Origin of the sequence: Natrinema sp. DC36, assembly GCF_020405225.1 — an archaeon.
Classification (GTDB): Archaea; Halobacteriota; Halobacteria; order Halobacteriales; family Natrialbaceae; genus Natrinema.
The window spans coordinates 3,642,001-3,656,553 of record NZ_CP084472.1; the positions used below are offsets into that span (position 1 = coordinate 3,642,001).

Annotated in this window: 11 protein-coding genes; 2 read left to right on the top strand and 9 right to left on the bottom strand. The window is 65.6% G+C overall.

Features of this window, described 5'->3' with window-relative positions; translation table 11 throughout:
* Positions 1-21 precede the first annotated feature (21 nt).
* From LDH74_RS18555 to LDH74_RS18575, 5 genes are all read right to left on the bottom strand, one after another.
* Positions 22-1,659, bottom strand: a complete 1,638-nt coding sequence (locus LDH74_RS18555) for a long-chain fatty acid--CoA ligase (RefSeq protein WP_226040158.1) — start codon at positions 1,657-1,659, stop codon at positions 22-24.
* Between the two features lie 77 nt (positions 1,660-1,736).
* Positions 1,737-2,900 carry a CaiB/BaiF CoA-transferase family protein gene (locus tag LDH74_RS18560; RefSeq protein WP_226040159.1) on the bottom strand — a complete coding sequence of 388 codons (1,164 nt, stop codon included), beginning with the start codon at positions 2,898-2,900 and terminating at the stop codon, positions 1,737-1,739.
* Positions 2,901-2,993: 93 nt separating this feature from the next.
* A complete protein-coding gene (locus LDH74_RS18565) occupies positions 2,994-3,926 on the bottom strand; it encodes a ribonucleoside-diphosphate reductase (protein ID WP_226040160.1) in 933 nt (310 codons plus the stop codon).
* 125 nt (positions 3,927-4,051) lie between these two features.
* Positions 4,052-5,488: an amino acid permease gene (locus tag LDH74_RS18570; RefSeq protein WP_226040161.1), complete on the bottom strand. Its 1,437-nt coding sequence runs from the start codon at positions 5,486-5,488 to the stop codon at positions 4,052-4,054.
* A complete protein-coding gene (locus LDH74_RS18575; protein ID WP_226040162.1) occupies positions 5,485-5,736 on the bottom strand; it encodes a hypothetical protein in 252 nt (83 codons plus the stop codon). The genes LDH74_RS18570 and LDH74_RS18575 overlap by 4 nt, the downstream gene beginning before the upstream one ends.
* A 164-nt stretch (positions 5,737-5,900) precedes the next feature.
* Between LDH74_RS18575 and LDH74_RS18580 the strand changes: the two genes are divergently transcribed.
* Entirely contained in the window at positions 5,901-6,638 is a 738-nt protein-coding gene (locus LDH74_RS18580; RefSeq protein ID WP_226040163.1) for a 3-hydroxyacyl-CoA dehydrogenase family protein, read from the top strand.
* A gap of 504 nt (positions 6,639-7,142) precedes the next feature.
* Here LDH74_RS18580 and LDH74_RS18585 read toward each other — a convergent pair.
* Both LDH74_RS18585 and LDH74_RS18590 read right to left on the bottom strand, forming a co-directional pair.
* Positions 7,143-7,940 carry an enoyl-CoA hydratase/isomerase family protein gene (locus tag LDH74_RS18585; protein ID WP_226040164.1) on the bottom strand — a complete coding sequence of 266 codons (798 nt, stop codon included), beginning with the start codon at positions 7,938-7,940 and terminating at the stop codon, positions 7,143-7,145.
* 629 nt (positions 7,941-8,569) lie between these two features.
* Positions 8,570-9,652 (bottom strand): anthranilate phosphoribosyltransferase, encoded by a 1,083-nt coding sequence (locus tag LDH74_RS18590; RefSeq protein ID WP_226040165.1) that lies wholly within the window; start codon positions 9,650-9,652, stop codon positions 8,570-8,572.
* 173 nt (positions 9,653-9,825) lie between these two features.
* Here LDH74_RS18590 and LDH74_RS18595 point away from each other — a divergent pair, with 173 nt between their 5' ends.
* Complete coding sequence (locus LDH74_RS18595; protein ID WP_226040166.1) at positions 9,826-10,866, top strand: Lrp/AsnC family transcriptional regulator; 1,041 nt, start codon at positions 9,826-9,828, stop codon at positions 10,864-10,866.
* 24 nt (positions 10,867-10,890) lie between these two features.
* Here the strand turns inward: LDH74_RS18595 and LDH74_RS18600 are convergent, their stop codons facing one another.
* Positions 10,891-11,397, bottom strand: coding sequence for a pyridoxamine 5'-phosphate oxidase family protein (locus LDH74_RS18600; protein ID WP_226040167.1), 507 nt, complete (start codon positions 11,395-11,397; stop codon positions 10,891-10,893).
* 69 nt (positions 11,398-11,466) lie between these two features.
* Positions 11,467-14,550, bottom strand: a complete 3,084-nt coding sequence (locus LDH74_RS18605) for an FAD-binding and (Fe-S)-binding domain-containing protein (protein WP_226040168.1) — start codon at positions 14,548-14,550, stop codon at positions 11,467-11,469.
* Positions 14,551-14,553 lie beyond the last annotated feature (3 nt).

Genomic DNA, 14,553 nt, shown 5'->3' on the forward strand with positions numbered 1-14,553 from the left:
TGAACGATATCCGTTGACCGCTTATTGCTGGGGTGTCTGCTCATCGTCTTCCGCCTCGAGAACCACGTCGAACTGGTCTCGAAGCGTCTTCTTGTCGAACTTCCCGGTCGAGGTCTTCGGAATCTCGTCGATGAACTCGTAGACGTCGGGCAGCCACCACGAGGGGAACGTTTCCGCGAGATGGGCCTCGAGGTCGTCCTCGTTGATCGTCGCTCCGTCCCGCGGCACCACGATCGCCATGGGCCGCTCCTGCCAGCGCTCGTGCTCGACCGCGATCACGGTCGCCTCGCTGACGCCCTCGTGACCGATCAGTTCGTTCTCGAGTTGCACCGACGAGATCCACTCGCCGCCGGACTTGATGACGTCCTTGTCGCGGTCGACGATATCGATGTAGCCGAGTCCGTCTCGGGTGGCGATGTCGCCGGTCCGCAGGAAGCCGTCCTCGGTGAACGACTGCTCGTTTTCCTCCGGTCGGTTGTGATAGCCGTCGGCCACCCACGGGCTGCGGACCTGCAGTTCGCCCATCGTTTCGCCGTCGTCGGGCACCTCCTCGCCGTCGTCGTCGAGTATGCGGGTCTGCATACCCGGCACGGGCAGCCCCGCCTTCGCGCGATACTCGTATTGCTCGTCGCTCGGCAGTTCCGCGACCTCCTTGCGGAGCGTGCTGAGCGACCCCAGCGGCGAGGTCTCGGTCATTCCCCACCCCTGGATGATCGGCGCGTCGTACTCCTCGTCGTACTTCCGGATGAGCGATTCGGGCGGCGCGCTCCCACCGACCGTCAGCCGGTCGATGTTCGAGATGTCGACCTCGGGGTTCTCGTCGAGGAACTCGGCCATCTCGAGCCAGATCGTCGGCACGGCCGCCGAGAACGTCACGTCCTCCTCGGCGATCAGCCGGGCGATCGATTCGGGATCAGTGTGGACCGAGGGGAAGACCTGTTTCGCGCCGACGAGCGTCGCGGCGTACGGGATTCCCCAGCCGTTGGCGTGGAACATCGGCACCACCGGCAGGACGACGTCGTCCTCGCCGACCCCGTTGGCGTCCGTGTGGCCGCACATGATGCTGTGGAGGTACATCGCCCGGTGGGAGTAGGCGACGCCCTTCGGCAGCCCCGTCGTCCCCGAGGTGTGGCACATCCCGTACTCCGCGTCCTCGTCGATGTCGGGCCACTCGTACTCCGTCGACTGACCCTCGAGCAGCGACTCGTAGTCGGTCACCGGCTCGAGGTCGGTATCGGGCACCTCGTCGTCGAGGACGACGTACTGCTCGACCGTTTCGAGGTCGTCGGCGTTCGCCTCGACCGTCTCGATGAGGCCGGGATCGACGAAGATCACCCGGTCCTCGGCGTCGTCGATCGTGTGGACGAAGTGGTGATCGGGCAGTCGCATGTTGCACATGTGGATCGACCGCCCCGAACAGGCCGGCCCGAAGTACAGTTCGAAGTGCCGGTAGTGGTTCGTCGCGACGACGCCGACGCGGTCCCCCCGCTCGAGGCCGAGTTCGTCGAGCGCGTGGGCAAGTTGGTTGATCCGTTCGGACGCGTCGGCGTACGTATACCGGTGCACCCTCCCGTCGGGCAGTTTCGTCACCAGTTCCCGCTCGGGGAACAGGTCGATCGCCCGCTCGAGTAACTTGTCAAGTGTTAACTCGACTCTCATCATAGCCGTCGTAGCTATTCTGTCCAGTACCTTATGATTTGGGACGAGTACGCCGTCGTGACAGACGAACGGAGCCGTCAGCGGATTATCCCGGACTCGCGGAGGTCGGCTCGCTCGCTCTCGTCGTACCCCACTGACGCGAGTAGGGCGTCGGTGTGCGCTCCGTGGCCCGGAACCGACTCGTCGTGGCTGTCGGGTACGTTCGACCCCATCGCCGGAAAGCCGACCCGCGGCGGCGCGTCCGCCGGCCGCTCGATCAGTCCGCGCGCCTCGAGCTGGGGGTGCTCGAGGGCTTCGGCCGGCGTACACACCGGCCCGACCATCGTCTCGTCGGAAAGCGTCTCGAGCCACTCGTCCCGTGAGCGGCTCGCGAACAGCGACTCGAGTTCCTCGCGGACCGCCTCGAGTTCGGCCGGGTCGTCGGTGCCGTGGGCGTCGATCAGCTCCTCCCGTCCGGTCTCCTCGCAAAAGGCCTCCCAAAACTTCGGCTCGAGCGCCGCGAGCGTCACGTAGCGCCCGTCGGCCGCCTCGTACACGTCGTACCATGGGTACCGTCCGGTGAGCGCGGTCTCGCCGGGCCGGGGATCGTCGCCGGTGAGCGCCTCGTGGGAAATCGCCTGCGAGAACGAGGCGACCACGTCGGTCATGGCCACGTCGATATACTCGCCGCCGTTGCCGAGTTCGCGAGACAGGAGTCCGCCGACGATGCTGAAGGCCGCGAACAGCCCGCCACCGAGGTCGCCGATCTGGTAGCCGGGGATCTGCGGTGCCATCGTCTCGTCCTCGCGAGTCATCTCGAGCAGCCCCGCGAGCCCGACGTAGTTGAGGTCGTGGCCCGCGCGCTCGGCGTACGGCCCGGTTTGACCGTAGCCCGAGAGCGAGCAATAGACGAGGTCCTCGTTGTACTCGAGCAGCGTTTCGTAGTCGACCCCGAGTCGCTCGGCGACGCCCGGTCGGAACTGCTCGAAGACGACGTCGGCGTCCTCGACGAGCCGGTAGAAGGCCGTCCGGCCCGCGTCCGATTTCAGGTCGACGGCGATGCTACGCTTGCCACGATTGACGCCGTCGAACAGCGCGCCGACGCCGCGGTCCGTCGTCGGCGGCGTGTACCGCGCGTAGTCTCCCGCGTCGGTGTCCTCGACTTTGATCACGTCAGCGCCCGCGTCGGCGAGCAGTTGCGTCGCGTACGGGCCCGGAAGCAGGCGGGACAGGTCGAGTACTCGGACGGAATCGAGCTGCATGGTACCACGTCCCGGTCTTCTCTCAAAAGCCTACTGTCGGTGGTCGTTCGCAGTTCGTGGTGCTCCCGTTCCGTCAGTCGCCGTCCTCCACTGTCAGTCGTCGCCCTCGAGTTGCACTAACTCGTCGACGTCCGGGATATCGGCCGCGGCGTCCGTGATCTGTTGCATCCGGTCGGTGTGCTTGTCGACCGCGTAGGCGGCCAGTCTCCCGTCCTCGAGGCCGACGCGTTCCTCGGGATCGTCCGGCTGGAACCGCTCGTCCTCGGTGATCCCCTGTACGAGCGGAAGGAGTTCCTCGACCGTCTCCTCGATGATCGCGGGGTCGACGCCCTCGGCGATGAGCTTCTTGAGCTGGTTCATCCCGAAACCGACGTGGCGCCCCTCGTCGCTGCGGATCTTCGTAAAGCCCTGGACGAGCCCCGGCAGGTGGGGGAGCTCGTCGAACTCGCCGCCGTAGGAGGTCTGCATCCCGTAGTACCCCGTCTGCGCGAGGATCCCCTCGACCGTGAGGTGGTAGTGGCAGTACGCTCTGGCTCGGTTTTCGGGCGTGTCTTCCTCGAGCAGCCGGAACTGCGCCTTCCGGTTGCGGTCGAACAGTTCGATGTACGGGTCGTTGAACCACCGCTCGTGGCGGGGATCGGACCGTTCCCAGCCCAGTTCGTCCTCGACCGTCCAGACGACCTCCCGCCAGTAGCGGTCGAAGAAGTCCGCGTGCTTGGCCTCCTCGTACAGCTGGGTCGTCAGGAACAGCTGATCGTCGATATTGTCGAGTACCGCCCCCAGCGGCGCGAGATCTTCGGTAACCGCGTCCTCCCCCGCCCCGAACTTCGCGATGCCGTTGAGGGTGCCGTACCACGACTCCCGGTCGTACGACTTCGAGGCTTCGATGAACGCAAGGAGGTTTTCGACGTCTTCCTCGAGGTCGATCTCGCCGGGGTCCCAGTGTCGCTCGACCGCGTTTCGATAGTAGCGGTTCGATCTGGACTCCCGGTCCATCATCGCCGTCGGCGTGTACTCTGTTGCCATATCCCACATATGTCGACTCGACTATTAAATGTGCGGTCGCTGTCGGTTGTGCTCGACCCGCGAGGACTCCGTTCGGACCGTCTCTGGCTGATAGCCGACACGGGGACGGGGGTGTAGTCCGTCGGTCAGCCGCCGCTCTCGTCGGCGTTCGCTCGCGGGGTGTCCCCGCTCGCGTCACCCGAGGCGCGTTGCGCCTCGCTCTCCTCGACGCGCTCGTGGACGTCGAGCGTGGTCATCGCTCGGTAGGTTTCGATTCGGTCGGTCTTGGCGAGTCGATATCGATAATAGACGTACGCGACGCCGAACCAGCCGATGAGGACCACGCCCACGACGGGTCGCTGGAGGAGCGTGACCAGCCAGAACGCGCCGGTTGCGACTCCCCCGCCCAGCACCGCGAGGAGGAGCCCGCGGTATCGGCGGAGTCGAAACGGGGCGTTGGCGTAGTGTGCCGGGAACTCCCGCGGCAGATTCCAGAGGCCGATCGCACAGAAGAAGTACGCCGTGAGACTGGCCAGGCCGATGAACACGGAAAGACCGACAATTTCGTCCGCGAGGGGGACGAGCACGAACGGCGGGACGCCGAGCACGGCGATCGCGTAATGGGGCGTGTCGAACCGGGGGTGAATCCGGGAGAGCGACGCCGGGAGAATGCCGTCACGGCTCGCGCGCATGAGCGTTCGGGAGAAGACGAGCAGCGTCGTATTCACCGTGGTGACGACCGCGAAGATCGCGCCGGCGGCGACGACGTACTCGCCCCACCAGGGGAGATATCTCGAGGCGGCGAGCGCGAGATCGGCTTCGTTCCCCAGTTCCGCGTACGGAACGACTCCGACGAGGACGGCGATCAACCCCACGTAAAACAGTACGACGATACCGATACCGAGCCCCAGTACGAGCGGGATCGTCCGTCCGGGGTCCTCTATCTCCTCCCCGAGTTCGATCAGTAACCCGAATCCGAGGAACGGGTAGAACAGTGCCACGATTGCGAGCCCGAACCCGCCGTAATCCGGGAAAAACGGGGTGTAATTGGCGGTATCGATCGCGGCCGCTCCGGGGACGATAAACGTCAGGAGTGCGGCGACGAGACCGACGAAAAAGACGATCTGCACCTGCGCGACGACTCTGAGCCCGACGACGTTGACGAGCAAGACGAATCCGAGCAGGACGTAGATGAGCCACATCGACGGCACGTCGAAGAAGATTCGGGTGTACTCGGCGAAGCCGGTCGCCGTAATGAGCAGCGACGCCCACGCGACGAGGGGGATCGTGAACGGGACCAGGAACCCCCAGTAGGGGGCCGTGAGCCGAGAAATGTAGACGTACAGGCCGCCGGCGACCGGCATCGCCGAGCCGAGCAAGGCGTTGTACAGGACGACGAATCCGGCCGGGATCGCTGCGAGCATGATCGCCAGGACGAGCGCCGGCCCCGCGGTTCCCGCCAGCGGCCCCGGCAAGACGAATATCGGGACCGAAATCGCGTTTCCGACCAGGAGCGCCAGCACCCCGAGGATGCCGATGCTCGAGGAAAGCGTCTCCCCGTCGTCGTCGGTAATCGTGCTCATTCCGTCGCCGACCGGTCCCTGCGGCGGCGACGAATCGCGTAGTCGCGGAACCGTCGTCCGAGGACGAACCCGACGACACCGCCGAGGAAGGGTGTGACGACGAGCAGCGCCTGAACCGTCAGTACGGGGAGTACGATCCCGATGCCGAGACCGACCACGAGCCCGCCCTCGGGATACTGCGCCGCGGCTACCTCGCGCTCGATGTCGTCCATCTCCGTCGGATCATCGCGGTACTGTCCGATGGCCATGCCATGACCTACCACACTGCGGCTAAAGTATTTTAGGGAGGCTGATACCAGGTGCGAGAGTCCGTGATCCTCCCGATCGCGGTCGGTACGCAACGGGCCCGCGATCGAACCGGCGTCTACGAGGGTTGATAAGAACTAAGTCGATACCCGTGAAGGTTGCTGCCATGGCACAAAAGAGTGCTGCCGTCGTCGGAGGCGGCATCATGGGCGCTGGCATCGCACAGGTACTGGCACGGAACGGCTACGACGTGGCCGTCCGCGAGATCAACGAGGAGCTGGCCGACGAGGCTCGCGAACGCGTAATCTCGGGCAACTACGGACTCGAGGACGCCGTCGAAGGCGGCTATCTCTCCGAGGACGAGATGGACGAGGTTCTCGAGCGGATGACGTTCACGACGGACCTCGACGCGGCGACCGACGGGACCGACTTCACGATCGAGGCGGTCACGGAAAATCTGGCGATCAAGGGGCAGGTCTTCCGCGATCTGGACGAGGTCACGGACGAGCAGCCGCTGTACTCGAATACGAGCGGCTTCGCCGTCACGTCGATCGCCAACGCCGTCTCCGACCCCTCGCGGGTCGCGGTGACGCACTTTTTCAATCCCGTCGCGGTCATGGACATGGTCGAGATCGTGCAAGCGCCCGAAACCGACGAGGCCGTCGTCGAGCGCGCCGAGGAACTGGTCGACGAACTCGGGAAAACGCGCGTCACCATCGACGACGATCCCGGCTCCTACGGCTTCCTCGCCAACCGCTGTCACGCGGCCATGCGCGAGGAGGCCAAGAAGATCGTCGACGAGGGCATCGCCACGAAGGATCAGGTCGACAAGGCCCTCGAGGACGGATACAACCTCCCCGTCGGCCCGTTCTCGCTGGCCGGCCTCGGCGAGGAGTGGGACTGAGGTCAGTTTTTCCACAGCGATGCGGACTCGTTTTCGCTTCGGACCGACGAACCGACATGCGGTGGCGCGCGCTGAACCGCAGTGAGCGACGAGCGAACTGCGGTTTGATATTGCGCGAGGGATGAGCGAAGGAACGGAGTGACTGAGCGTTAGCGCGGAACCGACGGTTCCGCGAACCATACGAACGGCGGCTCCGCCGCCGTGAGTAGAAATCGGCTGGGAAGGATGTGGAATCCCTAGTTGTCACGATAGCAGGACACCCTTATTCGCCAGTTCTAAACAGCGCTCAACGTGTATCGTTGACCAAGATAGTTGCGCTGCTATCGTGGCAACACGAGGGGCCACGACCTCCCCAGCCGATTCGCTCGCGCCTTACGGCGCTCACTCATCCCTCGCGCAGTATCATCGATCGCCCTTCGCTACCGCTCTGGCCGATCGACAGCGCGCGCCACCGCAGGTCGAAAACCGGACGGGAGTGAGACGGCGGTCGCCCGCCTTGTCCCGTTACTTCCCTTCGAACTCGGGGTCGCGGTCCTCGGCGAACGCCGCCGCACCCTCCGCGTGATCCTCCGTCTTGAGCAGTTCCTGGAAGAGCGAGCTGTCGTACGCTAGCCCCTCCTCGAGCCCGGAGTGAACGGCCATATCCGCGGACTTCTTGATCCCCTGGATCGCCAGCGGTGCCTGTCCGGCGAGGTCGGTCACGAACTCGTCGACCGCCTCGTCGAACTCGTCGGCGGCGTGGACGTGGGTGACGATCCCCTCCTCGCCCGCTCGCTCCGCCGAGATGTGTTTCCCGGTCATCGCGAGCTCCTTCGCGACGGCGGGCCCGGCCAGTTTCTCGACGTACTGAACGCCGCCGGCACCGGGGAGAATGCCGAGATTCACTTCGGGGAAGCCGAACGTGCTCCCCTCGCTGGCCAGTCGGAAGTCACACGCCAGCGCGGTCTCGAGGCCGCCGCCCAGACAGTAGCCGTCAATCTTCGCGATGACCGGGGTCGGGAAGTCCCTGATGACGTCGTAGTGCGAGCGGGCCGAGGTGCCGCCGGCCGACTCGTCGGAGAAGCCGCCGATGTCCGCCCCCGCACAGAAAGCCTTCTCGCCGGCACCCTCGAGCACCACGGCGCGCAGCGCGACGCCGTCGGCGTCCTCGTTCCGTTCCTCGAGGGACTCGAGCCCCGCGATGATGTCATCTCTGAGCTGGCCGTTCAGCGCGTTCAACGCGTCCGGCCGGTTCATCGTGATCGTGCCGACGCCGCGCTCGTCGTCGTACTCCACCAGGACAGTGTCGAATGAGTGGTCCATGCACGGTGGTCACGGCCAACAGTCAAAAAGGTACACTGTTCGTCGTTTCAGGCGTCGCGAATTCGTTCTCCCGACGACCGTCCCGGACACCGATCACAGACCTTGCGAGGCGAACGCCACCCGTTTGCTCGTCGTCGGACGGATCGGTCGGGAGCGAGCCGACGCTGCGATCGCTCGCTCGAGTCGCGTTCAGGGCCGCCGGCGACGGCGGTCGAGATAGTAGTGTAGAATACACTGAATCTGACACCAATGAATAATCATTCTATTTATTACTCTTTGGTAAGTCCCGTTCCAAAAATCTATCTCGGCAGATAGAACGTCTAAAGCGGATGATTGTGGATTATACGTCAGTTTGGAAACGTCCGGATCGTGTTCGGGGCGAGAGACGTCGAACCCTCTAACTTGGTCGCGAATGATCGTCTCACACCTCTCGATGGTGTTACTGGCCCACCTGTATTGTACTGGATGTGTTATATATCTATGATAGTCAGAAGAGAGGCAAATCATCTCCCGCTTCGACGGACGGCCGACGATACTGCGTGCCGGCTCGAATGCCGCTCGAGCACCGGTCCGATCGTGTTCGACCGCTTCGAACGCCGACTCCGAACGCCCGACTCAGACCGCTCGGCTCAGAAGGCCCGGAGGTCTTCGAGCACGGCTTCCGCGCTGCCGTCGGCAATGACCTCGCGCGCCCGCTCGAGTCCGTCCTCGAGGCTGTCGACGTCCTGACGGGCGTGCATCCGGAACGCGCCGTTGAGGGCGATGGCGTCGGCGAAGTGTCCCTCGCGGTCACCAGTGAGGACGGCCTCGGTGATCGACGCGGAGTCGGCCGTCACGTCGTCGACCTCGAGGTCCTCGGCCTCCATCGCCATGCCGTAGTTCGCGGTTTCGATCTCGTAATCCTCGAAGGAATCCGCACCGTCGTCGCCGTCTCGATCCCACTCCGCGACCTTCGTATATCCGGGCCGGATATCGTCGTATCCCTCCATCCCCTGGAAGAAGATGGCCCGCGAGTACCCGAGTCGCTCGCTCTCGGTGATCGTGTCGGTCAGCTTCTTCGCGAACGCGAGGTGGTAGAACGAGCCCAAGTGGACGTCGGCGTTCGCCGGATTCGCGATCGTTTCGATCGTGTTGACGAACGTGCGGACGCCCATCTGATCGCGCCGGTCGTAGAGGTCATGGATTCCGGGGTTGAAATTCGGCTGGTAGTAGAAGCCGAAGCGGGTCTCGTCGACCATGTCCGCGCTTTCGTCGGGCTCGAGTTCGGTTCGGACGCCGAGCTCGTCGAGGACGTGTTTGTACGCCGTCGCCTTCTGCGTCGGGACCCGATCGCCGGAGTGGACGACGATGGGGGTGCCCGCGGCCGCGGCGACGACGCCGGCTCCGACGCCGAGGACGGCGGAGCTGTGCTTGCCGTCGTAGTTCGCCCCGCAGTCGACCGGATCGCACTCCGGCTCGGCGGTGACGACCGACTCCTCGCGCATCACGTCGGTGTAGGCCGCCAGCTCCGTCGGGATGTTTCGCTTCCAGCGGTTTGCCAGCCAGAACGCGCCGAGCGTCGTTTCGTCCGGTTCGCCCGCCAGAATACGCTGGAACGCCTCTCGAGCCTGTTCGCGGGTCATGTCGTCGGCCGACTTCGGGCCGGAGCCGACGACCTCGGTCATGAGCCGCGTGAGCGGCCAGTCGCCGAATTCCTGGGTTGCGTGCGCCATGTTGTGCACCCGTTGGGTCGGATCGCGCAAAAGTCTCCCGCTTCCGGCGCTCGTTCGGCCGTCAATTGACGGGTTTCACACCGATAATCGGGTGAACCCCAAGAACGGCACCGCCGCACGCGGTTCGAGTCGGACCCGAAAACGATACGGTCCCCTTCTCCCTAGGGCAACCAATGAGTAGCCTGTCGGGGGACTGGCGCGAGGCCATCGACGACGTGGACGCGGCGCTGATCGACGGCTATCAGAGCGGCTTTCCGATCGAAGCGCGCCCGTTCCGCCGCGTCGCCGCCGACATCGGGATCGAAGAATCGGCGGCGGTCGACCGCGTCCGCGCACTCCGGGAGGCGGGGATCGTCCGCCGGTTCGGTGCCGTCCTCAACCCGCCCGTGATCGGCTCGTCGACGCTCGCCGCGGTGCGGGCACCCGCGGACCGCTTCGACGAGATTGCGACCGTCATCAACGAGTATCGGCAAGTCAACCACAACTACGCCCGCGATCACGAGTGGAACATGTGGTTCGTCGTCACCGCCGGTTCGCGCGAGGCCCGCGACGAGATCCTCGCCGATATCGAGGCCCGAACCGGCTGTGACGTGCTGAACCTGCCGATGCTGACCGACTACTACATCGACCTCGAGTTTCCCGTCGTCAACAGCGATCGGTTCGCGCGCGAATCGCTGGCACGGCGCACCGACTCCTCGGCCACCCGGATCAGCGAGGAGGCCACGGGCGATCTCTCCGCGCTCGAGGCCGAACTCCTCCTCGAGATCCAGGACGGGTTCCCGCTGTCGGCGACGCCGTATCGCGATATCGCCGCGAACGCGGGATACGCGGTCGAGGACGTGCTCGCGGCTATCGAACGCCTGCTCGAGAGCGGGTGTCTCAAGCGGATCGGTTGCGTGATCAACCACGTCGTGACGGGGTTCGACGCCAACTGCATGGTCGTCTGGGACGTCCCCGACGATGATCTCGACGAGTGGGGCGAGCAGGCGGGCGAACTCTCCTACGTGACGCTCTGTTACCACCGACCGCGCCAGCCCGAGCGGGAGTGGCCGTACAACCTGTTCACGATGATCCACGGTCGCGACCCCGAGGCCGTCGACGCGAAGATCGACGAACTCGCCGCCGACTACCTCCCCGTCGACCACGAGCGTCTCTACTCGACCGAGACGCTGAAACAGACGGGTGCGCGCTACGACGAGCTGGTGGGACTGTAGGGCTGTTCGCGCGTCGCTGCCGCGCTACTCGTCGAACTCCCAGCGCGTCGCGTCCGTCGGGAAGTCGCTCCACGCGAAGACGACCGTCGGTTGAACGGCGAAGAAGGGCGTCCCGTGCGGGGCGTCGTACTTCGCTTCGTAGGCCGCGTCCAGTTCGTCGATCAGTTCGGACGAAGCGGTTTCGTGATCGATCCGTTCGGCCTCTCCCTCGAGGATGACGACCTCCGTCGCGCTCTCGCCATGGACGACGATCTCGGGATTCCGAGCGAGATTCCGCACCCACCGCGTCCCCTCGCCGCCGCCACAGTGGAACGTCCCGTCGACCCAGACGCCCCACGTCGGGCGAACGTGCGGGCTCCCGTCGGGTCGGTTCGTCGTCACCCAGTAGTTCCGTGCGTCTCGCATCTGTTCAGCGACGAACGCCCACGGGAGCATACCGTCTGCACGCTCGGGGATCCCGTAGCGCGCTTCGGTTTGCGGTCGACCGCGATTCGTACCGCGTTCAGCACCCCGATCGCCGTTCGACGTCATTACGAAAGGGAGGACTCGAGTGAGGATAAAACGTCCGTCGCGCGTCTTTTCTCGGGTGTCGAGGGTTACTTATCGGCGTCCCTCGAGCGCTTCGGCCACGACTTCGATCGGCGTCGGCGGCTCCTCGGGCGCGCCGGGTCCGTTCTCGAGTTGAGTTCGACAGGAGGCGCCGGGAGCGACGACGCGGTCGCCATCGCTCTCGTCGACCTGATCGTACAGGATCGAGGCGATGGCGTCGCTCATCGAGGCGTGTTCGGACTCGTAGCCGAAACTGCCGGCCATGCCGCAACAGCCTGAATCGAGCGGGTCGACGGCGTAGCCCGCTCGCCGGAGCACGCCGACGGCGTGGTGGTCCTTCGCGACCGACTTCTGGTGGCAGTGGCCGTGGTAGACGAGGTCTCGAGTCGTCGCGCGCTCGTCGAAATCGATCTCTTCGTCCAGCCGGAACGCATCGACGTACTCGCAGACGCCGTAGGTGGCATCGGCAAGCGTTCCGGCGGCCTCGGTGGAGAGCAGATCGAGGTAATCCTTCTGGAACATGACCGCGTCGGAGGGCTCGATGACGACCACGTCCCAGCCGTCCGCGACTCGCGGGGCGAGCGCGTTCACGTTCTCGCGGGCGGCGTCTTCCGCCCGTTCGAGGAATCCCTTCGAAAACGCCGGTCGACCCGTATCGCCGAGGTCGTCGGGAACGGCGACGTGGACGCCGGCGGCCTCGAGCACCCGAACGGCCGCCTTCCCGGCGTCGGGGTGACTGTAGTTGGTGTAGGTGTCCGGGTAGAGGACGACTTTGTGGGTGGCGTCGGCCTTCCTGACTCGAGGGCCGCCTCGCTCGTGAAACCAGTCCCGAAACGTCTCCGCGTGGAACGTCGGTAGCGGCCGGTCGGCATCGATCCCGGCGGCGACCTCGAGCGCCTTGCGGGCGCCCGGGAGCTTCGGCAGGGCGTTCGACAGCGGCGCGAATCTGCTCCCCCACTTCGAGAGCGTCGACACGTTGGCGAAGAGCCGATCCCGGAGCGTCGCGCCGTTGCGCTGGTGGTACTCGTGGGTGACTTCGGCCTTGAGCTTCGCCATGTCGACCTCGCTCGGACAGTCGATGGCACAGCCCTTGCAGCCGATACAGAGTCCCATTACCTCCTCGACGAACTCGTCGGAAACGGCTTCCTCGGGCTCGAGGTCTCCGCTCATGGCCTGTCGAAGCGCGTTCGCCCGGCCTCGGGTCGCCGTAATCTCTTCCCGGCTCGCCCGGTATGTCGGACACATCACGCCGCCCGTGGTCTCTTGCTCGCCGCGACAGCCCCCACAGCCGTGACAGAGCTCGATCATGCCCTGCATGCCGTTGTCGTTCTCCCACTCGAGCGCGGGCTCGAAGCCCGCCTCGAACTCGTAGTCGGGGTCGAACCGAAGGTTCTCTCGCAGGTCCGTCGGATCCTCCTCGCGGAAGACGACCTGTCCCGGATTCAAGATCCAGTCGGGGTCGAACGCCGTCTTGAGGTCCTGAAAGGTCGCCCAGAGTTCGTCGCCGTAGCGTTTTTGATTCCACTGGGTGCGGGCGCGGCCGTCGCCGTGCTCGCCCGAAACGGATCCCCCCAGTTCGACCACGAGATCCGTCACGTCGTCCGCGATTCCGTGGAGCTGCTCGAGTCCCACTTCGGTTTTCGTGCTCACGAGCGGCCGGACGTGGAGCACGCCGGGGCCGGCGTGGGCGTAGAAACTGGCGTAAGTGTCGTGTTTCTCGAGGATCTCCTCGAAGCGCTCGACGAACGCCGGCAGCTTCGCGGGCGGGATCGCCGTATCCTCGATGAAGGAGATGTGCTTCTCGTCGGTCGTCCGCGAGAGCAGGATCGGGAGTCCGGACTTGCGGAGCTTCCAGAGCGTGGCGCGCTCGGCGTCGTCGTAGGCCTCGAGCGCCTCGAGTGCGAGCGTCTCGGCGTCGCTTACCGGGGCGTCCGCGGCCGGTTCCCCGGCGGGCGTCGCCGACGGCAGGCGGTCGGCGAGCAGGCCCGCGACCTGTTCTTTGCCGTGATCGTCGTCCTCGGCGTAGAACTCGACGAGGAGGACCGCGTTCGTCCCCTCGGGAAGCATCTCGGTGACGGGTCCGAACTCCGCGGTGTCGCGCGCGAGATCGATCAACACGTCGTCGAGTACCTCGACCGCCGCGGGATCGTGTGCGAGGATCGGCGCGACGTCCCGCATCGCCTCGTGGAGGTCGGGATAGCAGAGCAGCGAGACCGCCTTCGTCTCGGGGATCGGCTCGAGCGAGACGGTCGCCTCGGTGACGACCGCCAGCGTGCCCTCGCTGCCGGCCAGCAGCCGCGCGAGGTTGACCGTTCCGGGCTCACCGGTGTCCTCACCGCCGGGCAGTTCCTCGCCGCGAATCTCGGCGACGAGCCGGTCGAGGTTGTAGCCGGAAACGTTGCGCTTGAGATCCGGGTACGTCTCCGCGATCCGGTCCGCGTCCTCCGCGATAATCCGCTCGACTTCGGCGTAGATCTGGCCCTCGAGGTCGCCGTCGGGATCGGCCCGCTCGCCGATCTCCTCGAGCGTGACCTCGCCGAAGCGGGTGACGGTGCCGTCGGCGAGGACAGCCTCGCACTCCTCGATGTAGGCGTCGGTCTTCCCGTATTTCAGCGAGTGCGACCCGGTCGAGTTGTTGCCGATAGCGCCGCCGATGGCGCTCTTGTCGCCCCACGCGGGGTCGGGGGCAAACTTCAGGTCGTGGGGCTCGAGGGCCTCGTTCAACGTCCCGAGGATCGTCCCGGGCTGGACCGTCGCGATACGACCGTCGGTGTCGATCTCGAGGATCTCGTTCATGTCCCGCGTGAAATCCAGGACGACGGCCCGGTTGACCGTCTGCCCGGCGAGGCTCGTCCCGCCGCCCCGCGGGAGGACCGGAATTTCTCGCTCGGCGCAGTACTCGAGGATGCCCGCGACGTCGGCGGTCGATTCCGGGAAGGCGACGGCGATCGGCGTCAGCTCGTAGGCGCTCGCGTCGGTCGCATACAGCTCGCGGGAGTACGAGTCCGCACGGACCTCGCAGTCGACGAGTTCCTCGAGGTCCGCGACCAGAGCCGGACGATCGACGTCGTCGCTCCGATAGTCGTAGTTCGCTCGCCGGTCGGCGGCCGGGTCAGCGCTCGGCTCGAGAGACATACG